This is a genomic window from Kitasatospora sp. NPDC040550, assembly GCF_055594965.1.
On record NZ_JBVIWC010000012.1, the window covers coordinates 29877 to 50724 of the forward strand.

Sequence of the window (20848 nt, forward strand, 5' to 3'; positions counted from 1 at the left end):
GCATCCGCGTCGTGACGGACCGTTTTCGACTTGTGATGGTCATGTGACGGCCCCGGGCCCGGGCGGGGACGACCGATTCCGGGCCCGCCCGGGGACCACCGATTCCGGGCCCGCGCACACGCGCGATCCGGTACAGGTCCGCCGTCGCCTGATGCGTGCTACCGGTCGGCGGGGGCGTCGCCCGTGCGGAGGGTGAGGACGGTGATCTCGCTCGGGGCGAAGATCCGGAAGGGCGGGCCCCAGAAGCCGGTGCCGCGGCTGGTGTAGAGCCGGGTCCGCTGCCCGTGCAGGCTCAGGCCGTGCACCACGGGCTGGTCGATCCGGACGAGGAAGTTGAACGGCCAGATCTGGCCGCCGTGGGTGTGTCCGGAGATCTGCAGGTCGATGCCGGCGGCCGCGGCCTGCGGGACGTACTTGGGCTGGTGGGCGACGAGCAGGACGGGCAGGTCCGGGTCCGCCCCCGCGAGGGCGCCGGCCAGGTCGGTGCGGTGCCCGGCCAGGCCGGAGGACTCCGCGGTGACGTCGTCCACGCCGGCCAGCACCAGGGTGTCCCCGCCGCGCTCCACCAGCACGTGGCGGTTGTGCAGGGGTTCCCAGCCGAGGTCCGCCATGCGGTCCAGCCAGCCCTGGGCCTCCCCGCCGTACTCGTGGTTGCCCGTGACGTAGACCTTGGCCAGCCGGGCCCGGACGGTGCCGAGCGGCGCGGACTGCTCGCGGCGCTGGGCGGGGGTGCCGTCGGCGATGTCCCCGGCGTGGACCACCACGTCCGGGTCGAGGGCGTTGACCGCCTCGGTGACCCGCGCCGACCAGTCCGCCCGGTCGATCGGCCCGTAGTGGGTGTCGGCCAGCACCACGACCCTCGTCCCGTCGAGTCCGCCGCCGAGCCGCGGCAGGTGGACGTCCAGCCGCTTCACCCGGGGCACCCGCATCGCCTCGCGGTGCCCCCAGGCCAGCAGCCCGGCCGAGACCGCGGCCACCGCCCCGGCCACCGTCCTGGCCCGGTCGGCGCCGCCGACGTCGAGCCCGCCCAGGACGAGGTTCACCAGGCCGCCCAGCACCGACCAGGTGAACAGGACCCACATCACCCCGAGGCTGGTGTCCCCGATGCGTGCCGCCCGGTCGTCGCGCCGCGATCCGTGGCCCGCGACCATCAGGAACGGGAAGGACACCAGCCAGGCGGCGAACACCGCCGTGCCCGCCAGGACCACCGGCAGCGGCCAGCCGGCCCCGGAGCCGAGGAGCGTCCACCAGGGCGGCAGGCACAGCACCAGCAGGACGAACACCAGGACGGCCACCCGCCGGACCACCGACCGCCGCCGCCCCGGCCCCTCCGCCCCGCCCGCAGGCCGTGCGGCAGCCGCGTCCGCCCCGGGCTCTACGGCGTCCGCCCCGGGCTCCCCGCCGCCCGCCACGAGTTCCGTCCCCGACCCGCCGGATCCGCTGTCAGCCACTGCTTCGCCCCTCACCTCTAGACCCCCTGCTCCTCCCCATCATCCGCCACCCGCCGCCCCGGGAGCCCCGGACGGTTCAAGCATGGTGGAGACCGTGCTCCGCGCGATTCGGCGGGCGTGGTGCTCCAGGTTGATCAGACCAGGTCCTGACGCGGGCCGCCCACGCCCTACGCCCGCTCCGCGAACGCGGACAGCCCGGAACACTGCCCGGCCCGCTGCTCGGGTCCTACCTGCGCCCGCTGAGCCCCGAGGACGCACCGAGGTTCTCAACCTCCAGGGGTGCTGCTGGGTTGACGAGGCCCTCGCCAACGACACCCTGGCCGTCCCGGCCCTGCACGAGACCCCGTAGGACGCCCGCCACTGGCTCACCACCTGGCACGCCACCGGCCTCTTCCGGGGCGGCCGCCTCCTCGGCATGGTCCGGGCCCGGCGCACCGGCACCGCCTGGCACCTGGGCCGCCTCTGCGTCGCCCCCCCGGACCTCCGCGGTCACGGCCTTGGCCTCCTCCTCCGCACAGCCGAATCCGCCGCCACCGCCGACTGCTCCGGCGTCGTCCTCACCATCGGCGCCCGCAGCCACCACAACATCGCCCTCCACCAGAGCGACGGCTACCACCCCACCCCCCACCCCCGCCGCCACCCACCTCACCAAACCCCTGTCCCACTGACCCCGTCACAACGACGAAGCCCCGGACCGCCGAAACGGCCCGGGCCTCCGTGAAGGCGGAGGATACAGCTCCTCCGAACGCCGTCCGCCAGGGTTCACACCTGCCCTGACCCGCGGTGGACCAGGCTTCCAACTGTCAGCCGCGCCCCGTTGCCCGGGAGAGCATGAGGCCGGACGTGAGACCTCGTGTGTGCTCTGAGTCCGGCTGTCGATTGGTACTGGTCCGGAGTTGACTGTGATGCTGATGTCAGGTTTGTCTGAGGGGCGGGTCCGGCTAGGTCGCGGTCGGGGCGACGAGCGTCGGCTGGACGTAGCCGCGAATCTGCCCGTATCGAGGCGAAGCCGGATCCTCGAGCGCGGCAGCCGTCCTCGAACCGCTGTCCTTCACACCACCGGCCAGCGAGAGCGTCGGCCGGCCGGTCCGTGCGTCAGTCGTCGCCTTGCCCACGGTGCCGTCCCAGATCTTGGGGTCGCGTGCCCACTCGACCTCCGACAGCAGCTCGATCAGAGCTTCGGGACTGCGTCGGGGCTCCGGGCTCCATGGCATCGAGCGGTAGGTGACGGCACCGAGTGCGGCGAGCATGGCGGGGGCGGCGATGACCGTTTCCGTCCGGCGCTCGAAGTGCTTGGCGAAGGAGCTGAAGATCAACTCGGTAGCGGCTCCGATGTACTGCTTGGCGAGCTCGGGGGTGCACCCGGCGGGCAGATCGGAGATGGGGCCGCTGGTCTTCTCGAAGCCCGACCGGCCGAAGAGTGCCGTCACCACGAACGCGCGGAACGAGGACAGCGTCATCCACTCGGTGTCCGTGGACTTCAGCTGACGGGGACGTGCTGAGACCACCAGACCGAGCGAGGTCTCCTGGCTTCCGGCCGAAGCCGGAAGGACGACACTTTCCAGCAGCGCAAAGGTGATGTCGGTGGCGAGATTGCTGGAGTCCGAGGCGAGCGCCACGTTCTTGTTGGGAATGACTCCAAGCAGGTTGCGGTCGTGGAAGATCTGGCGGGCACCGCGCAGGCTGATCTGGTGGTAGATCTCCACGCTGACCAGGCGCTGCGAAACCAGATTCTTAGTCAGGCCGTATGCTGCTGGCTCCTCCTGGAGCAGAATGTGTGCAAGGTGCTGGGTCTCGGCATCCACCAGGACACCGGTGGCATCGAACGGCATGTAGGCCAGCAGGTCGTCACCGAACGGAGTCCTGAAGCGGACGATGTCCATGTCGCCTGGCAACCAGAGTGCGAACGGGGGCGTGGCCCAGCGCTCGCCGCGGGAGCCGCGCAGGCCCTCGGCGATGTAGCGGGCGTAGTCCTTGGCGTTCGCCTTCTTCTTCGTTCCTTGGATCGTTCGCTGGATCTCGTTGCGAAGCTCGGCTTGCTCCCGCTGCGCGGCGGAGAGGTACTGCCTCATCCGGGGCATCTCGGCCTGGCGCGGATCGGGCACGATGCTGTGCAGCTGACCCCACGGCATGATCGCCAAGTAGCGCTGTTCGGATACCTGTTGTAGCCGTACGGGCCGCCCGCGGGTGAGGTCCACCTGGTCGACGTACTCGGGCTCGCGCGGATCGGTCATCGGGTGCCTCTCGGATCGGCTCGGATGCTGAGCGTGCGCACCAGATCGATGCCGGAGTCCGGAGGTTCTGTGCGCTGACCCGAACTCTAGGTCGGTCACTTGGGTTTGGGTGGCAATAATCTCGGATCTTGGCCCTTTATATGAATGTTGCGGCTCTCATGCCCCATGAGAGCCGCAACATTCTTTTAGCCGTTGCCAACCTCCGTGGAGCTGTGGTCAGTTGGTGGCGACACCTCGCGGATCTCGCTCAGGGAGGCTTACGTGTGCATGCTTGGGTGTTCTGATCGACTGCAAGGTAGGTGCGCTGCGTGCCGCCGGATCGGGGTCGGCAAGTGAGCGCCGGCGGCTCAGGCATCCCCCGGCTCCAGGATCTGGCCTACATTGAGGTGGCGGCGCAGGCGGTCGCCGAGGGATGTACCTTCGAAGAGATCCGTTGCGCACTGGTCGGTCAGGCAGCAAAGGTTGCCAGGGAGAGCGACACTGACGGCTCGTTCGACGAGCGCAAATGGGACCGAATGCGGGCCGACGGGAAGCGCCATGTGCACAACACGGTCGATGTGCTCAAGGAGCTGATGCGGCTCGGGTGGGTCGAGCGACACATCCTTCCCTCGACGCCCAACTCGGCCTACGCCCACTCCGATGTGACGTTCAGGCTGACCGAGAACGGCGTCGAATGGACCGCCCTGGTCGGGCGCGACCGGCTGGCCGCCTACAACGCCTTGATCGGCGTACTGCTGAACGCCCATCCGCAGTTCGAGGGCTTCCTGCGGCTGGTCGGGGCACGGCCGGACCGACTCTCCACCCACTTCACGGTCCCGTTGCTCAAGTTCGACAACCGTACGCACCACTCCCACCAGGACTTCCTCGGCGACTTCGTCGACTACGCGGTGGATGCGGCCGCCCAGGGAAGCCTCGGCTGGAGCGCCACCCGTGAGGTGATCGACCACGGAGTGCGCGGGTACGTCGGCCGGGCCGAACAACGCCTGAGCGCCCGGGAGCGGGTCATGAGCCGCAAGACCTTCATCACGACCTGTGAGGAGGCGATGGTGCGGCTGGCGTTCAGCGTTGCCGGATGCAACCTCGACTACATCAGCCATGAACTGCTGCGCCGTTGGACCAGGTTCCTCGGGCTGACCAACTTCAGCTACTACGCGCCCGGGCCGCCCGCCCTTCGCTTCTGGGCGACGTCCGAGGTATCGGGTGATGGTGGGGATGTGACCATCCGTCGGGCAGTTGGCAGAGAGTCCCGTCAGGCCGCGTTGGAGGCGCTGCCGCAGATATGGCTCCGTCAGCGCGGCGACGCCGCCGGCGACATGTACCTCCCGGTCTGGAGACTCCGAGCGGCGGTCTGCTGGCACCAGCGGATCGGCGACGACGAGTTCGACGCTGCCATCCTCGGCGCCCTCCGGGGGGACTATCCCCACCTCGGTTTCCGGGTTCACCTGGACCAGGCGACCCACGGTGCGACACCGCCCTCCACCAGGCCGCTGGTGATGTCTGCCCAGGGTGGCATGCCCCGCGTGTTCAACATCATCCGCGTCGATCCGACGCATTAGTACGAGGAGGTCCGTATCTGATGACCACAACTGCACCGCTGCCCGGTCCCGTGTGGATGAAGAAGCGCTGGAGCCTGCGCAACAACCCGTTCCCGATCACCGGAATCGCCCGGCTGGGCGGCTCCGACCTCAGGGAGAACGGGCTGTTGTACGAACCGGACGTCAACGCCGAACAACTCCAGGAATCGATCAACAAGTTCGTCCTCGGTGCTGCTTACTCCGGGCTCAAGTTCGGCTACCTGTGGTCAACAGGTACTGCCCCGGGGGACTCGGACGCCCGCGGTTTCGGCAAGTCGGTACTGATGCAGCACCTGACCGGGCTGCTCAACAAGGACTTCGGCAGGACTGCCTACCTCTCGACCGGGCTGGACGAGGAGGACGCCGGCGAGAATCCGATCTGCGGCCTGCTGACCAGCTTCGACACTGCGCAGATCCGTTCGCTCAGCGCAGCGCTCTTCACCGCGGTCGAGTACGCCACAGACTTCCGTGTCGGCGACGAGCCGACCCTGGCGCAGCGGCTACGGCTGGAGCTGATAGCGCGGGCCGAGAGTGACGATCCCCGGGCGCTGCTCAAGGTGGTGGCCGACGTCCATCGGTCCCTGCGGGGGCGAACGCTGGGACCGCCCGACGACAAGCTGATCGTGGCGCTCTGCGACGAGGATCCGAACATCGCAGCCGAGTACCTCGACCGGATCAAGCCGGCCTCGCGCACGCGCAACGGTGCGGTCTACCTCGCGACCTTCCTCTTGTTCGCGTCAGCCGCGGGGATGAAGCACGTCCTGCTGTGCTGTGACCAGTTGGAGGACCTGGCAAGCACGACGATGGCCAGGGCCAAGCGGGATCTGGAGACCGAACGCTTCCGCGACGTCATCGTGGAAACCTTGCCGATGGCGGACATGCTCAGCGTGGTCGTCACCATGCACCCCAGGGCCGCGCTGACCATCGGGACCGCCTGGGAGTTGGCCGACCTCCCGAGCTTCGACACCACGGCGGCGAACCAGCGAAGCACAGTGATCTTGCCCGGCCTGCGGAATGTGGCGGAGGCGGGCAAGCTGCTGACCAGATACCTCGACGCTGCTGTGAAGCCCGGCTCGGCGAGGACGCCCGGCGACCTCTACCCGTTGACCAAGGCGGCGGTATCGGAGCTGTTCGGCAGGTCGAACCGGAAGCCGCGTGACGTGCTCCGCAAGGCTCACGTCGTCCTCGACGCGGCGGCCGCCGAGAACCTCGACGGTATCGACGTGGCTGATGTACGTCGCTTTCTCGACACCCTCAACTCCGCTGTCTCCGATGACCCCGGGGCGGGATTCCCCGCTGGTCCGGTGGCGCTCGACTGGAGCCGCGGATGATGTGGATGCCGACGTACCGGCGTGACCGTCCAGGAGAAGTGCGTTGAATGCGGCCGGCCTCGGAACGGATGGCGAGGACCCATGTGACGACTGCGGGTCGGCGCTGGGAGTGTGGGAGCTCAACCGCTGTGGCTGCCGCGGCCCGATCGGACGTAGCCAGGCGGACATCCTGTACGCGGTGGCCTGCTCCGTCGCCGCACCCGTGCATGTGAGGGACTTGGCGCGCCTGGCCCAGCTCGACCACGACCGCCGAATCGCGGAGGCGTCCGCGAAGGTGGCGGTCGCTGGTGACCGGCGGTTCTGCTGGGCCGGAGCCGGGGTGTACGGCCTCTACCGCCACGGACCGCTGCCCGGCCCGCGGACCCTCGAAGAGTCCGGCCGGCTCGTACTGGCGGCGGCCGATCGACCGTTGACCGTCGCCGCGCTCGACTACTGCCTCAAAGGATTCGGGTACCGGTACAACGTGGCATCGCTCCGCAACGCGCTTCGGCAATCAGCCCGGATCGAGAGCCGGTCGGACGGTCAGTGGTGGACCCCGCGTGGGCCGAACGCCGAGCAACTGCTGCTCTCCGAGGTTCCGGCCGTCCCGCGGCGTAGGGACGCGGACTGGGTGCGCCTGCGAAACCGGCTGGCCACCCGGATAACGGCGGCCCTCGCCGACCGGGACGAGCGCCTCCGGGGCCTGGCGGGCTCCCGCCCGCTCGGCCTGGATTGGGGCGAACAGCTGACACTCCTGACGTGACGCTCTGTCCTGCGGAGCCCGAGTCCGGCGGTGGGCTGAAGAACCGGGGCGCAGGCGCCCGGCTGGCGCGGTGTGCCTGTCCGTGGTGGTTGTCTGCCTGTCGGTGGCAGCAGGGGAACTCCGCACTGCTGGAGACCCAGGACCCGGCCGTGTGAGGGGACTGCACCCGGCAGAACGACGAAGGCCCGGACCGTCGAGACGGGCCGGCCTTTCGTGAGGGCGGAGGATACGAGTTTCGATCTTGTGGGGGGTCGCCCCGACGGGCTTTCCATGGTTCGTCCGACTGTCCGGAGGGGCCGCAGGCGTCCTGGCCTGCGGCGGAGCGTTCCGGCACCGAGGGTCTGAACGGGAGTGGACGGAGGTCCCGCGCAACCGGGACTGCGACTGCGGTCGGGGCCGTGCTCCGCCCCGACGCGGGGGTGAGCGGGGGCGCGATGGACTGCTGTCGGGCGTAATGGAAGGACCCGCCCCGGCGAACCGTGCCGGGGCGCCGGGGGCGATCGGGCCGGTGCCGAGTGCTGAGTGTCGAGTGCTGAGTCCGAGCGCCGTGGCCGGAGGAGGACGGCGGTGAGCGAGGATGCGCGGTGAGCGGTCGTCCGGCGCGGAGGGGCCTGAGGGACCGGACGGACCGGACGGACCGGAGGGGCCGGCGGGGCCGGAGGGGCGCGGCGGACGGCTGCTGGGCGCCCTGCTCGATCGGGCCCATGAGCTGCCGCCCCAGCTGATCGCCCCGCTGGTCGCGGACGTGGTGCGCGGGCTCGGTGGCCGAGATCCGGCGCTCCTGCTGCAGGACTACGGCCAGCTGGTGCTGGCGCCGCTGCCGGGGCGGCGGCTGGCGGCCGGGCGGCCGGTGCCGATCGACGGCTCGCCCGCGGGGGAGGCGTTCCTGCGTGGTGTCCCCGTCGAGGTGGCGCAGGCCGACGGGGTGCGGGTGTACCTGCCGTTGCTGGACGGCGGCGACGAGGCGGGGATCCTGGCTCTCACGCTGGACGCCGTCGATGACGACGACCGGCGGACGCTGCGGCGCCTCGCCGTCCTGGTCGCCGATCTGCTGGTCACCAAGAGTGGTTACACCGACCGGATCTTCCAGTCCCGGCGGCTCGAACCGATGAGCGTGGCCGCCGAGATCCAGTGGTCGCTGCTGCCGCCGCTGTCGATGACCGTCCACCGGGTCGCCGTCGCCGGCATCCTCGAACCCGCCTACCAGGTGGCCGGCGACAGCTTCGACTACGCGCTCAACGACGACCTCCTGCACGTGGCGACGATCGACGCCATGGGCCACGGGCTCGACGCCGCGACCATGGCGACCGTCGCCATCGGCGCGTACCGGCACGCCCGGCGCGCCGACATCGGACTGGCCGAGATCTACGCGTTCATGGACCGGGCCATCGCCGAGCAGTTCGGGCCGGACCACTTCGTCACCGCGCAGATGATGCGCCTGGACACCCTGACCGGCCACCTGCAGTGGGTCAACGCCGGCCATCCCCAGCCGCTGCTGATCCGCGACCACGTCGTCGTCGAGCGGCTGGAGAGCGAGACCACCCTGCCGGTCGGCTTCGGCGGCGAGGAGCCGGTGATCAGCGAGCGGACGCTGCGGCACGGTGACCGCGTCCTGTGCTTCACCGACGGCCTGGTCGAGGAGCGCGAGCCCGGCGGGGAGCAGTTCGGGGAGGAGCAGCTCATCGACTGGGTGAACCGTGTCGAGCGCTCGCAGGCCGGGGTGCGGGCCGTGGTGCGCGCGCTCTCCCACGTCCTGAAGGAGAAGCGGGGCGGCCGCACGAGCGACGACGCGACCCTGTTCCTGATCGAGTGGCGCTGAGCGGGCCCCTGCGCCGGGGCCCGGGCCGGCGCCCCTGCACGGGCTCTCCCGACCGACCGACCGGCCGGGCCGGTGCGGTGCGGCCGGCGTACCGTGGGTGGTCGGGGCCGGTGCCCACGACGCCGAACGGCAGGCCCCGCGACGCCGGGCCCCTCGGTAGACAGGAAGGCGGGTCGGAGAGATGTCCGTCTACGTGAAACTCTCGGCCGAAACCCGGGCACCGGCGGAGCCCTCGAAGGGGCCGTTGGACATGCAGTACGAGGACGGTGCGGACGGCGTCACCTTCGAGTACGACCTGCATCCGAGCGGTGCGCTGCGCGTCCTGCGGGTCTTCGAGGACACGCCGTACCGGATCGAGGTCTGCTTCGGCCCCGGGGCGTGGCTCCAGGTCGCGGGCAGCTACCTGCGCAGCGGCGCCGAGTACTGACGGGCCGCCGAGTGTTGACGGGCCGCCGCGTGCCGACGGGCCGCCGAGCCGACGGGTTATGGCCGACGGGTTATGCGGGGACCGGCCAGGAGGCGGCCCGGCTGCGGGCGACTTCCGCCCGTCTACCGGCCTCACCGGCGCCGTCGGAGGGGGCGACGGCCGACGGCAGGAAGTCGGAGGAGGAGGAAGGGGAGAGAGAGGGGGAGGCGGGAGACCGCGGCCCCGGTGTGCCGTCACCCGTCCGCGTGGCCAGCAGTTCGCTCCCGGTCATGGTGTTGGCGGGCCGGGCGGCTTCGGTCATCAGCCGGGCGGCGTCGACGGCGTCCGTCTCCGGCGGGACGATCAGCAGGTTCATCCGGAGCGGGGCGTACGAGAACACCGCGATCGTGTGTTCGTCCTGTTCGGTGGTGAACCAGCCCGCGTGGACGGTGTGCCCGGTGACCGGGATCCGTCGGGGGATGGCGGGCCACTGCGCGGGGTTCAGGGTGATCCGGGTGAGCCGGCCCCACCTCTCGTCGAGTTCGGCTGCCAGGGCCGGGAGTTCGAGGAGAAGGTCACGTGAACGGGGCCACCAGGCTCCGTCCAGACGGCCGGGCCGCGCATCATTGGGTCTGAGGGAGAGCCGTGCGGTGGGATCCGGGGCGGTGGGCGTCGTCGCACGATCGAGCATCGTGGTCATGATCGAGAACCTGTCTCCGGGCCCGACCGCGAGGTCGGGTCCGGCATTGCCGTTCCGCCGGAGACGACGCCAGTATCCGGTGCCGGCATGCGAAGTGCCTTCGGTGACATCCACGTTACTCTCGCCCGGGCCCGGACCACGTACGGGCGGCCCGGCTCAGACACGCCCGTAGCGGGCCGCCTGGTCGGCGAACTCGCGGGCCATCTCCTCGGAGACGGTCGGGCGGGTGTGGTGGATGGCGTCCAGGTAGTCCTGGGTGCTGGGCTGGGTCCGCTCCCCGGTGTCGAGCGTGCGCTCGAACGTGCTCTGGGCGACCGCCATGGCGACCTGCCTGATGTCGGCGGGAGTGAAGCCCTCGCTGGCCTCGGCGAGGACCGCGGTGTCGGCGGCGGTACCCGTTTTCGCCGTGTAGCCGGCCCACAGCACGTCGCGGGCCACGGAGTCGGGCGGCCCGACCGGCAGGACGTAGTCGAACCGGCCGTGACGCAGGAACGCCGGGTCCAGGGCGGTCACCGAATTGGTGGCGCAGACGAGCAGCCGGCCGTCGCGGTCCCGGAACCGCACGATCGACTTGAGGAGTTCGTTGACCACGCCGACGGACGAGGGGGCGGCGAGGCTGCGCGTACCGGCGACCTCCTCGACCTCGTCGATGAAGAGGAGTACGTGGTCGAGCTGCGCGACCTCCTCGAAGCGGCGGCCGAGTCCGGAGGCCAGCCCGTCCTCGGACGCCAGCCGGGACGGGAAGATCTCGACGAACGGCCAGCCCAACCGGCCGGCCACGGCCTTGGCGAACGTGCTCTTGCCCGTGCCCGGCGGACCGAACAGCACCACCGCGCGCGGCGGCTCCACCCCGTGGGCGTCCGCCAGCTCGGGATTCGCCAGCGGCAGCACCAGGCGGCGTTCGATGAGCCGCTTCTCGTCGGCCATGCCCGTGAGCTGCTCCCAGAGGCCGGCTTCGGGCATGACCGCGCCGAGCGTCGCCAGGACCGTCGCGCCCTGGGCGCTGACGACCTCCGACTTCTCGAAGTACGTGAGCCCCCGGTGGGGGCGGAATCCGGAGTTGCCCAGGGCGGTGGCCCCGGTCTCCTCCTCGGGCAGCAGAGCCGCGACGATCCTGGCACCGGCATCCCGCAGCCGGTGCTCCAGGGCCGACAGCAGGGCCGAACCGATGCCCAGGTTCCGCCAGGCGGGATGCAGGGCGATCCGCAGCACCCAGGCCCGGTCCCCGTCCACCCGCCCCACCGCCACACCCACGAGACGTCCGTCGGCCACCACGACGACGCTCGGGTTCCGTGCCAGCAGGGCGGAGACCACGTCGGAGAGGCGGAAGACGGCGGCGCGATCCGTGGTGGCGCTCTCCGTGTCGAGCCGGACCACCGCTTCGAGATCGTCCGGTGTGAAGTCCCGGACGTGCCATACAGCCATGCGCTGCCTCTGACGTCGCGCGCCCCCGGACTTCCATCATCGGCCGACCGCGGCCACACCACCACGGAGACGACGAAGGCCCGGACCGTCGGGTGTCCTGACCTGGGGCGGAGCGGCTGGCTCGGCGAGCTGCGAACGGCGCTGGACGGGGGTGAATGCAACCGGGACCGCAACCACGCCGACCGGCAGCCCAGAGCAGGGGCCCGTATTCCCCTGCCGATGCCACCCTGCCGATGCCACCCTGCTCGCTGGGCGGCATCGAAGGTTCTACAGGGTGGGCGACGGCGGGCGTTCGAAGAAGGTCTCCAGGGAGACTGTCGCCTGGGTGCCGCTGACCCCCTCGATCGCGTACAACCGGCGCAGCACGTCCTGTAGTTGCTCCGTAGTGGTCGAGCGCACCTTCACCAGGACCGAGGCGCTGCCGGCGATGACGTGGGCCTCTTCGATCTCCGGGATCGCGGCGAAGGCCGCGGCGGAGTCCCCCATCCAGGCCGAGGACTCGACCATCACGAACGCGAGCACGCCGAGCCCGAGCGCCTTCGGATCGACCTCGACCGTTGTGCGCCGGACGACCCCGCGCTCTCGAAGCTTGCGGACCCGCTCGTGTGTGGCGCCGGCCGAGAGCCCGACCGCCTTGCCCAGGGTGGCGTAGGGCTGCCCGGCGTCCTGCTGCAGCAGCGCGACCAGCGCGCGGTCGATCTCGTCGAGGTTCTCCGATGCCATGTAGTAACCATATCGGCTTCTGTCATACTCAAGAAGAACCGAATGACATTCGGCATAATGGCGTCAAGGGGTGGACTGTGTCTGGTGAGATCACGCATGGCCTGTACGAGATCCTGGATGAGCGCTTCCGTACCGGGAAGTGCGCCAGCGGCGACCACCGGCTGGAGAAGCTGTACGGAGACTGCCGCTGGGCCGAAGGGCCGGTCTACCTCCCGGCCTGGCGCCAACTCGTGTTCAGCGACATCCCCAACGACCGGATGCTCCGCTGGGACGAGGCCACGGGGAGGGTCGGTCAGTTCCGCGCCCCGGCCGGCCACAGCAACGGCAACACCCTGGACCGCGAGGGCCGCCTCATCACCTGCGAGCAGGGCAACCGCCGGGTGACCCGTACCGAGCCCGACGGCTCGGTCACCGTGCTCGCAGACCGCTACCAGGGCAAGCGCCTCAACTCGCCCAACGACGCGGTGGTGCACTCCGACGGCTCGGTGTGGTTCTCCGACCCGGACTTCGGCATTACCAGCGACTACGAGGGCCATCGCGCCGACAGCGAGATCGGCGCCTGCAACGTCTACCGCATCGACCCCGGCAGCGGTGAGGTGCAGCTCGTCGCGGACGGCTTCACCGGGCCCAACGGACTCGTCTTCTCACTCGACGAGCGGCAGTTGTTCGTGGCGGACAGCCGCGCCCGGCACATCCGCGTCTTCGACGTCCGCGAGGACGGCACCCTCTCGGACGGCAAGGTCTTCGCGGAGGCGCCGGACAGCGGCTTCGACAACATCCGCTTCGACGACGGCGGCCGGCTCTGGGCGGCGGCATTCGGCGACGGCATCCACTGCTACGACCCGGACGGCACGCTCATCGGACGCATCCTCGTCCCCGAGCTCGTCTCGAACCTCACCTTCGGCGGGCCGAAGAACAACCGCCTCTTCATCACCGCGTCCACCTCGGTGTACTCGCTCGTCATGGCGGTGACGGGGACCCACCGGGTACGCCGGGTCCGACCCTGGCGATAGAACCGCCGGACGTCGGTGACACATGGACCTCCGACGACGACGGAGTCCTGCCCTGCCCCCTTCGCCGCAACGGCAGCAGGACCGCCAGGCCCAGCGGCGCCTGGCGGTCCTGCGAGACGCCGAGGAAGCCACCGGGAACGTCTCGCCGACCTGCCGGTACTACGGGCTCAGCCGCAAGTGCTTCTACAGGTGGCAGCGGCCGTACCAGGAGGAAGACATCGAGTCGAAGCGGGCGGCGCGGTGGACCTGAGCGGCCCGAGTGACCGCCCGAGGCCTCGCCCCAGCGGAGGGTGGCCCCCCGCAGCGCCGAAAGCGCAACCGCATCTGCGGAACGACGAGAGCCCCGACCGGAACCCGGTCGGGGCCAACGTTTGCCCTGGCGGGCAGAGGCGGAGAGACGAGATTCGAACTCGTGAGGGGTTGCCCCCAACACGCTTTCCAGTTCTCCCGAACGCCGTCCGCCGGGGTTCATACCTGTCCTGACCTGCGCCGGAGCGAACCCCTGGGCGGCGGCCGAACCCGGCTGGACGGGGGTGAATGAGACCAAAACTGAGACCAGGTGGTGCTCAGTTTCGGGCTGCTGGTGCACCTTCTACCGTGCCGGTCCACGCGACTGAGGGGGCACGTACACGAGTGCCATGCCGGTTGAACGGACTACGTCCAGCAATCCGGCGGTGCGTCGGATCTACCTCTACGGTGCCGAAGCCCGGCTGCCACAACGGTGCCGGCACGGAGGACCAGTCGGGTGCTTCGGGGCGTGCAGTACGGAGTGCACCCCTGCCGATGCCGTGATTCTCGCCCCCGCAGACACAGTCACAAGGGCTGTCGGGTGCAGCGTCTGCACAGGAGGTCGAGCCGCAGATCGGGGGGCCGTCGCCGTCTGGGTGATGTGGGCAGAGCCTGGGGGAGCATGTTGTCCGGAGGTACCAATCGAGGCATGCGATTGCTCCGGTCAGTTCGCGGTCAAGGACAGCGAGCATGACGGGTATGACGTCCTCCAGCGTGGTGATGACACTCCAGTAGGACACCGGGGGCACGCTGCTAGAGATCATTTTCTGGTAGCCGGAAGCCAAGGTTCGTGCCACCGCGTGATCGCTGACCGCGCACATGTCCGCACTCAGGCCGACTGGACGGTAGTCGCCGATGACCCATGAGTCATCGGACAAGTGAGCCCACCGGCTGCCAATGACTTCGCACCAGACCTTGCCACCGCGGATCTCGCCCCACTCATGGACCATGTCGAGGAGAACGGCCTTCGTATCTCGGCCATCAGCGAGCTTCCGGTGTTCGGTGGGTGCCTTCGCAAGGACAGCACGGAGCATGTCCTCACCAGGCCGGCTCGCGGGCTTCTTGGACCATGACTCGCCGCGTAACGGCTTCAAACAGTACCTCTCACGATATGCAGCAGGGGACCGTGACAGCCTGCTCGCTGCACGACACCTGCAAACCAGCGCTATGCCAACTTCTCGCGGAGGAAAGGCCGCTGCGTCAGTTCGAGGCGGTAGGTTGATGGATCGGCGTGAATCGCCTGCGGTGCCTAATTTGCCAGGCAGGCCGAGGGAAGTGCGTCTGGTGCGGCCCTTCAGGAGCCGTCGCTCGGGCAGGCACGGGAGTGGCCGCTCGGGGAATGGTTGGTGGCCAAGCACCTTCAGATTTTCGTGGTTGCAGGGCGCCTGCACCGGCTGCCCGATAAGGACCTTGATGATGCGTCGGCCAACGCGTCTCCGCGCGCTGCAAGATCAATTGCTGGATGACTTTTGGAGCTGTCTGTCCGGTGCCACGAAGGCAGCCACGAGTTCCCGAGAGCGGCACTGGCCATCCAGCCGTGAGCGGAGGCAGGCAAGGCGAGTCTTTCTTGTGTAACATCCGCGAGTGCAAATTGATCTCTCTCTTCCCGTGCTGCCTCCCCGGTACTCCGATCCGCGACTTCGCAGATGGATGGGGAGGCAGATCGCAGTTGCCGATGAGACTCAAATGCTGGCGGTGTGGCTGTGGAACGAGGAGGCGTATTTCCTGCTGGAAGCAGAGGAGGCGTTCCAGGAGCACTGTGACCTGGTCGATAGGGAACTTCAGGAGACGGAGAGGCGGGTGAAGGTCGGTCAGTACGGGGCAGGACCTAACTATGGCCCGCCATCTGCCAGGTTCGAGGAGTCGTGTGAAGCAGCTTGCCGCGACCTTGTAGCCCTTCTTGGGGTTGAGAAGAAGGCGGTTACTGATGCGGCTGACCGCACTCGGAGACTACGACGCTCCATGCAGAGGCTTCTCGGCTACGACACCAGTGGGTTCTACGCACGCGAGCCGCGGGTGCCAGAATGGTCCGTGGAGTTCGAAGCCATTGCAGGCGTTTATTTCGAGTTGGCGAAGGCGCGCGAGCGGCTCGTCGAACTGATGGCCCGGCACCGCAATGCCATCCACGAGCTGGCCTTGAAAGAGCATCGCCGCAGAGAGCACCTGGATGGACACCTTCTCAGTGGAGAAGGTCGCTACCTGCGGCATGTCTATGCGGAACTGCGGGCTCACCAGGAGCGGGTTGAACGTGAAGCAGCAGCGGCGATCAAGGTTCATCAGGCCGAATTCACCTGTCCTGTAGGCCGCTCGGTGCCGCCAGAACGCACTAGCGACCTCTCGTCCGCTACAGGAAAGCTGGCTGCGACTCTGGCAAATCTGCGGATTGAGGTGGACGCCAGTGTTGAGGAATGTGGGAGGTTCTGGGAGAGCGTTGAGCCTGCGTTCCGCCTTGTACCTGGAGAGGAGGCTATTCCTGACCTGGAAGCGTCGCTGAAGGTGGAGGCGGTAGCTGGGTTCTCTGCCGGGCTGACTTCCGCTCAAGCGGTGTATCGGGCCGCCCTGAAGGGCTGTCGCGACTCGGTCCACGATGTTGCGCGCTTGGAAGACCTCAGGATCGGGCTGCTGCGGTCCGGTAGAAGCCTCTCGATGGAGGCCATACGGACAATGCATCACCAGGATTTTGAGCGGCTGGTAGCCGGACGGCTGCGACAGGACGGCTTCACGATAATCCAGGATCAGGGAAAGCCTGGGGACCTCGGTGCGGACGTTATTGCACTATCCCCGGCCGGGCAGAGGGTCGTGGTCCAGTGCAAGCACACCTCTAAGGGAGCCAATGTCGGCACAGGGGCATTGCAGGCATTCAACGGGACCGCGGTTCCGGAGCATCGGGCCGATGTCGCCATCGTTGTCACGAACGGGTTCTACACGAAGCCGGCCCTACAGTTTGCAGGCGCACACGGCATTCGACTCATGGGGGTGTGGGAGGTTCGGCGATGGATTGAGTGGGGAGTGCCGGCCATGGAGCTGTTGGCCTGGCCATAGTTCAGAGGTTCACTTCCAGAACCTGGGCCGTACTGGTGCGCTTCGCGCCTCGTCGTGGCTGTCGATGGGGGTGGTGCGGAGTGGGTGGTCTTGGCCTCGTCATGAAGGTCTCGGTTCCCACGTGGCTCTTCATGCCCAGGCACCGACCAGCATCGGCTCGGGCTGGAGGGAGATCCCAGTTGCGATCTTGACCTGCGTTGAGAGTTCGGTCAGGGCCCGGGCGAAGCCCGCTGCGGTCGCTCCGTCGTGGGCGGTGAGGGTGAGGGCGCGGCGTTCTGAGCAGCGGATGCCCTCTGCGACCTTGTAGCCGGGGCGGTAACCGCTGTGCTCCAGCAGCCAGCCGGCGCTGGCCCGCAGCTGCCCGTCGCTGTCGGTGTGGACCGGGCAGCCGGCGGCCGACCAGCGGGCGGCCTGGGCGGCGGTGACGGGTGGGTTGAGGAAGACCGATCCGGCCTGGCGGGCGTCGGGGCCGTGGGGGTCGAGGAGGAGTCCACGGCGGTGACGGTTGGCGAGGACTGCGGCGGTCACCTCGGCGACGGGCGGGCGGGTGCCGACATGGACGCCGAGTTCGTCGGCGAGCGGCTGGTAGGTGATCGGGGCAGCCGGTGAGCGGGTGAGGTGGAACGTGGCGGTGAGGATGGTCCAGCGGCCGGGGTCGTTCTTTAAGCGGCTGTCGCGGTGGCGGAGGCGGCATGCCTGGGCAGGCAGGGTCCGCAGTCGGCCCATGTCCCAGTCCCAGGCGGTGAGGTGGTCGAGGGTGTCGGAGACCTGCTGGCCGTAGGCTCCGGCGTTCTGGACGGGGGTGGCGCCGACAGTGCCGGGTATGCCGGCCAGGCACTCGATCCCGGCGAGGCGTTCGGCTGCGGCCCACTGGACGAGGTCGGCGAGCGGGTAGCCGGCCTGGACGGTCGCGGCCACCGTGTCGTCGTCCACCCGCTTCACGGTGATGCCTCGGGTGTTCATCACGGCGATGGTGCCCTCGTGGCCGGTGTCGGAGGCGATCACATTGCTGCCGTGGCCGAGGGGGATGGGTGCGTCCTCCTGCCGGTCGCCGATCGTACGGACCAGTTCGAACCAGTCGTCGGGGTCGGCCACCTGCAGGACGTCGCTGGCCGGGCCACCGAGCCGCAGGGTGGTGAGGGACGCGAGCGTGGTGCTGGGCACGGGTGGCCCTCTTAGGGTTCGTCGGTGATCGCCTTCAGGGCGAGGGCCCGCAGCGGGGCGAGGCGGGCGCGGTTGCCCTGGTGGTGGTAGACGGCGTTGGTGCAGATGGCCAGGAAGCGGCCGGTGGTCGGGGCGAGGTAGAGGCTGGTCCCGGTGAAGCCGTGGTGGTAGGCGACCCGGCCCTCGTCGGCGAGGATCCAGGCCAGGCCCCGGTCGAGGCCGGGCTCGATCGCGGCCTGCGGCCGCATGCTGTAGGCGAGCCAGCGACCCAGGGGCTCGTCGGTGGCGTGCGAGGCCAGCAGGTGGACGGCGAAGGCGGCGAGGTCGGCCGGGGTGGTGAACACCCCGGCGTGGCCGGCGACTCCGCCGAGCAGGGCGGCGTTGTCGTCGTGCGGCATCCCCCACAGCCGGGGCCCGCCGTTCAACCGCTGCTCGGTCGGGGCGACCTGAGCGGAGCGGGGCACCGGTCCGTAGGTCGTGCTGGTCATGCCGAGGTCCTGCCAGAGCTCGGCCGCCAGCTCGTCCAGGCGCTGGCAGCGGTAGCGGGCCAGGGCCAGGCCGAGGAGGATGAAGCCGCGGTTGATGTAGCGGTGTCCGGCTCCGGGGTCGGCGATCAGCGGCTCTCCGCAGATCAGGTCGGCCAGCGGCTCGGGGCGGTTGCGGTACTGGTCGAGGCGGGTGTCGGCCCGCAGGCCGGAGGTGTGGGCCAGGACCTGGCCAACCGTGACCTGGCCTCCAGGCGCCTCGGCGGGGATGCCGATCAGCAGGTCCCGGAGAGGGGTGTCCGGGGTGAAGCCATCCATGAGGGAGGTGCCGACCAGCGGCCAGGTGGCCAGGACCTTGGTCAGCGAGGCCACGTCGTACACCGTGTCCGGCCCCGGCCGGGCGTCGCCGCACTCGGGGGCGACGACGCCGGAGGCCAGGTAGCCGGGCTCGGTGTCGAAGGTGCCGTGGGCGATGACACCGCCGGGCACCGTGCCGTCTGCGGTCATCAGGTCCAGGCACTCGCGCAGGTCGGCGAGCGCGTTCGGGGTCCACGGCACGGTGTTGGTCACGGCTACTCCTGGTCGATCGTCAGGTTGGCTCCGAGCGCGGCCAACTTCGGCAGCAGGCTGCCGTATCCGCGCCGCAGGTGGTACATCCCTCGGATCGTAGAGGTGCCCTCGGCGGCCAGGGCGGCGATCACGAGCGCGGTCACCGCCCGGATGTCCTCCCCGGCCACGTCGGCGCCGGTGAGGGTGGACCGGCATGTGTGCCGGACCGCCAGACCCGTCCACGTCTAGCTCCAGGCGTTAGTGCCCCTGGGCGGACAATCGTGCCGTCATGGTCACTCATCGCACGATCAGGCCGCTCGGCATGCCAGCTCCGTGCGGTCGTCGAGGACGGGGCGCCGTCCTCGACGATTCCGAGACCGCGCATCTGATCGCTGAGCCGCATCGGTAATTTTCTGAAGTCCCTTGGGCTTGGGTTTTGCTCGCTTGCCGAGCAGGGCGTGGTCGATGCAGCTCCCTTGCCCGGGACAGAGGGAAGCGGCTGTCCCGGGCATGCGAGCGCACCTCCTGCTTGTGACACGTTTCGAGCATTGCGCTTTCATCCCAAGCCGGAAGGTGCTCGAGGTAGTGGACGTCAGCGCGTTGGGCTCGAGAGGGCGGCGATCGGCGCCAAGGGTGCAGCAGGCAGCCCGGGCGATCTGGAAACCGTTGGTTTAGCCGGTGGCCGACGGATCGTCAGTCGGTACTGAGCGCCGTCGAGGCCCAGAAGGGATGATGTAGTGGCATAATCAGCTCTGCGCCCTGCGGGCGCACGCCACCTAGTAGGCCACCGCCATGGGTGAACCGGGCCGCTGCCCGGACCGCAGGGGATGGGCAACCGGCATACTCCTTAGTCCAACCGCGTCCTTGCGGTCTGCCGGAGACATCGTGCGGTGGGGTGTTTCCTTTGCGGCAGACCGGAACGGACCGAGCATGACCGCCCGCCGCACGCACCGCACTCGTCTGGCAAAGGCACTCTCCCGTGCCCAGTCCATGTCTTATCAGAAGGCACTCGGTCACGTTGTTGCCTGTGCGGACGCAGGACTGTTGCCTGGCAGGCTGGACGGCGAAGGCATGTCCCGAGCACTGGCCATCTTGCAAGCTCATCTTGCCCGGGCCGGGTTCCCCGCCCGCAAAGGGCTGGCAGCTGCTGTACCAGCGGCCGCAGCGAAGGCTGTCGTGTCCACACGGAAGCCGGCGAAGAGGCACTCCTTCTCGAAGGACCCGCGTTGCTTGGCGTTGGCCGAGGCGCTGGTTCCGGTCCTGGCAGCCACTTGTCCGAAGGACGCGGGTGGATATGGGGGTTCCCTACAGGCGAACCTCCACCCCAACGATGCCAACCTCCTCGGTGGGATTCCGCTGATTCGTGCAGCCTTGCGTCGAGCCGCTCACCAGCTGGGATGGCGCGTGCAAACCCTCGGCCATGAAGGCGAGCACCTTGCGTTTGTCGTTGCTCTGGACAAGCGACCGGCCCCGGAGCCGTTTGCCGAGGCGCTGAGGCGGCACCAGATGGAGGAGATGAGAGAGGCCGCCGAACGGGTCTCGATGCGAAATCTCGGCGATCTGGGCCCTGGCCCAGTTGATCGCCAGACCGAGGAGTTTCTTACTGCGGCAAGCTCCGCACTCAGGTTCCTGTCCGCGAGCGAAGACTAAGCGAGACACTAGCGGCACCTATTGGCTGAACAGGCTGCGGAGTATTTGGACCTCAGTCCACAGGGGGTTCCGTAGAGGCGGAAGACTGCGGTCAAATGGACCTGGTCAGTCGCCAGTCGTGATCTCTCCAGGGCAATGGGGTGGGGGGGGGGGGAACCCAAGAGTTCCCAACCTCCCCCCCCCCCCCTCCAGGTGGTCTTGACCCTCCGACCGGGGGGGGGGGCACCCAGTGTCCCCACCCCCTCCGCTGTG

General features: G+C 69.1%; 18 protein-coding genes. 10 read left to right on the forward strand and 8 right to left on the reverse strand.

The window, feature by feature from the left end:
- Positions 1-158: 158 nt before the first annotated feature.
- A complete protein-coding gene (locus ACZ58X_RS19030; RefSeq protein WP_470334962.1) occupies positions 159-1307 on the reverse strand; it encodes a metallophosphoesterase in 1149 nt (382 codons plus the stop codon).
- 559 nt (positions 1308-1866) lie between these two features.
- On the opposite strand from ACZ58X_RS19030, the gene ACZ58X_RS19035 reads away from it, so the two are divergent.
- Positions 1867-2172 carry a hypothetical protein gene (locus tag ACZ58X_RS19035; RefSeq protein WP_470334776.1) on the forward strand — a complete coding sequence of 102 codons (306 nt, stop codon included), beginning with the start codon at positions 1867-1869 and terminating at the stop codon, positions 2170-2172.
- Between the two features lie 220 nt (positions 2173-2392).
- Here ACZ58X_RS19035 and ACZ58X_RS19040 read toward each other — a convergent pair whose 3' ends face one another.
- Positions 2393-3685, reverse strand: coding sequence for a DNA sulfur modification protein DndB (locus ACZ58X_RS19040; protein ID WP_470334777.1), 1293 nt, complete (start codon positions 3683-3685; stop codon positions 2393-2395).
- A gap of 332 nt (positions 3686-4017) precedes the next feature.
- Here ACZ58X_RS19040 and ACZ58X_RS19045 point away from each other — a divergent pair, with 332 nt between their 5' ends.
- The 5 genes from ACZ58X_RS19045 to ACZ58X_RS19065 all read left to right on the forward strand — a co-directional run bounded on the left by ACZ58X_RS19045 (position 4018) and on the right by ACZ58X_RS19065 (position 9578).
- A complete protein-coding gene (locus tag ACZ58X_RS19045) occupies positions 4018-5241 on the forward strand; it encodes a hypothetical protein (RefSeq protein ID WP_470334778.1) in 1224 nt (407 codons plus the stop codon).
- Between the two features lie 20 nt (positions 5242-5261).
- A complete protein-coding gene (locus ACZ58X_RS19050) occupies positions 5262-6590 on the forward strand; it encodes a hypothetical protein (RefSeq protein ID WP_470334779.1) in 1329 nt (442 codons plus the stop codon).
- Positions 6591-6807: 217 nt separating this feature from the next.
- Positions 6808-7332: a hypothetical protein gene (locus ACZ58X_RS19055; RefSeq protein ID WP_470334780.1), complete on the forward strand. Its 525-nt coding sequence runs from the start codon at positions 6808-6810 to the stop codon at positions 7330-7332.
- A 577-nt stretch (positions 7333-7909) separates the two neighbouring features.
- Positions 7910-9151, forward strand: coding sequence for a PP2C family protein-serine/threonine phosphatase (locus ACZ58X_RS19060; RefSeq protein ID WP_470334781.1), 1242 nt, complete (start codon positions 7910-7912; stop codon positions 9149-9151).
- Between the two features lie 250 nt (positions 9152-9401).
- Complete coding sequence (locus ACZ58X_RS19065; RefSeq protein ID WP_470334782.1) at positions 9402-9578, forward strand: hypothetical protein; 177 nt, start codon at positions 9402-9404, stop codon at positions 9576-9578.
- Between the two features lie 70 nt (positions 9579-9648).
- On the opposite strand, the gene ACZ58X_RS19070 is transcribed toward ACZ58X_RS19065, so the two are convergent.
- The 3 genes from ACZ58X_RS19070 to ACZ58X_RS19080 form a co-directional block, all read right to left on the reverse strand.
- Positions 9649-10248, reverse strand: a complete 600-nt coding sequence (locus ACZ58X_RS19070; RefSeq protein ID WP_470334783.1) for a DUF5994 family protein — start codon at positions 10246-10248, stop codon at positions 9649-9651.
- A 165-nt stretch (positions 10249-10413) separates the two neighbouring features.
- A complete protein-coding gene (locus ACZ58X_RS19075) occupies positions 10414-11682 on the reverse strand; it encodes an ATP-binding protein (protein ID WP_470334784.1) in 1269 nt (422 codons plus the stop codon).
- 267 nt (positions 11683-11949) lie between these two features.
- Positions 11950-12405: an Lrp/AsnC family transcriptional regulator gene (locus ACZ58X_RS19080; RefSeq protein WP_470334785.1), complete on the reverse strand. Its 456-nt coding sequence runs from the start codon at positions 12403-12405 to the stop codon at positions 11950-11952.
- A gap of 77 nt (positions 12406-12482) precedes the next feature.
- Between ACZ58X_RS19080 and ACZ58X_RS19085 the strand changes: the two genes are divergently transcribed.
- The 3 genes from ACZ58X_RS19085 to ACZ58X_RS19095 all read left to right on the forward strand — a co-directional run bounded on the left by ACZ58X_RS19085 (position 12483) and on the right by ACZ58X_RS19095 (position 16748).
- Entirely contained in the window at positions 12483-13418 is a 936-nt protein-coding gene (locus ACZ58X_RS19085; RefSeq protein WP_470334786.1) for an SMP-30/gluconolactonase/LRE family protein, read from the forward strand.
- Positions 13419-13440: 22 nt separating this feature from the next.
- Positions 13441-13668: a helix-turn-helix domain-containing protein gene (locus tag ACZ58X_RS19090; RefSeq protein WP_470334787.1), complete on the forward strand. Its 228-nt coding sequence runs from the start codon at positions 13441-13443 to the stop codon at positions 13666-13668.
- Positions 13669-15290: 1622 nt separating this feature from the next.
- Positions 15291-16748, forward strand: a complete 1458-nt coding sequence (locus tag ACZ58X_RS19095; protein WP_470334788.1) for a restriction endonuclease — start codon at positions 15291-15293, stop codon at positions 16746-16748.
- Positions 16749-16877: 129 nt separating this feature from the next.
- Here ACZ58X_RS19095 and ACZ58X_RS19100 read toward each other — a convergent pair whose 3' ends face one another.
- The 3 genes from ACZ58X_RS19100 to ACZ58X_RS19110 are packed head-to-tail and all read right to left on the reverse strand — an operon-like array spanning position 16878 to position 19179.
- Complete coding sequence (locus ACZ58X_RS19100; RefSeq protein ID WP_470334789.1) at positions 16878-17912, reverse strand: UDP-N-acetylmuramate dehydrogenase; 1035 nt, start codon at positions 17910-17912, stop codon at positions 16878-16880.
- 11 nt (positions 17913-17923) lie between these two features.
- The gene (locus ACZ58X_RS19105) at positions 17924-18967 is read right to left on the reverse strand and encodes a serine hydrolase domain-containing protein (RefSeq protein ID WP_470334790.1); all 1044 of its coding nucleotides are present in this window, start codon (positions 18965-18967) and stop codon (positions 17924-17926) included.
- A gap of 2 nt (positions 18968-18969) precedes the next feature.
- Entirely contained in the window at positions 18970-19179 is a 210-nt protein-coding gene (locus ACZ58X_RS19110; protein WP_470334963.1) for a hypothetical protein, read from the reverse strand.
- 997 nt (positions 19180-20176) lie between these two features.
- Between ACZ58X_RS19110 and ACZ58X_RS19115 the strand changes: the two genes are divergently transcribed.
- Positions 20177-20596 (forward strand): hypothetical protein, encoded by a 420-nt coding sequence (locus tag ACZ58X_RS19115; protein ID WP_470334791.1) that lies wholly within the window; start codon positions 20177-20179, stop codon positions 20594-20596.
- Positions 20597-20848 lie beyond the last annotated feature (252 nt).

Coding starts and splice junctions, on each gene's coding strand:
- ACZ58X_RS19035 (WP_470334776.1), top strand. CDS start 1,867: ATGGTCCGGGCCCGGCGCACCGGCACCGCCTGGCACCTGGGCCGCCTC.
- ACZ58X_RS19090 (WP_470334787.1), top strand. CDS start 13,441: ATGGACCTCCGACGACGACGGAGTCCTGCCCTGCCCCCTTCGCCGCAA.
- ACZ58X_RS19070 (WP_470334783.1), bottom strand. CDS start 10,248: ATGCTCGATCGTGCGACGACGCCCACCGCCCCGGATCCCACCGCACGG.
- ACZ58X_RS19060 (WP_470334781.1), top strand. CDS start 7,910: ATGCGCGGTGAGCGGTCGTCCGGCGCGGAGGGGCCTGAGGGACCGGAC.
- ACZ58X_RS19065 (WP_470334782.1), top strand. CDS start 9,402: ATGCAGTACGAGGACGGTGCGGACGGCGTCACCTTCGAGTACGACCTG.
- ACZ58X_RS19050 (WP_470334779.1), top strand. CDS start 5,262: ATGACCACAACTGCACCGCTGCCCGGTCCCGTGTGGATGAAGAAGCGC.
- ACZ58X_RS19080 (WP_470334785.1), bottom strand. CDS start 12,405: ATGGCATCGGAGAACCTCGACGAGATCGACCGCGCGCTGGTCGCGCTG.
- ACZ58X_RS19075 (WP_470334784.1), bottom strand. CDS start 11,682: ATGGCTGTATGGCACGTCCGGGACTTCACACCGGACGATCTCGAAGCG.
- ACZ58X_RS19040 (WP_470334777.1), bottom strand. CDS start 3,685: ATGACCGATCCGCGCGAGCCCGAGTACGTCGACCAGGTGGACCTCACC.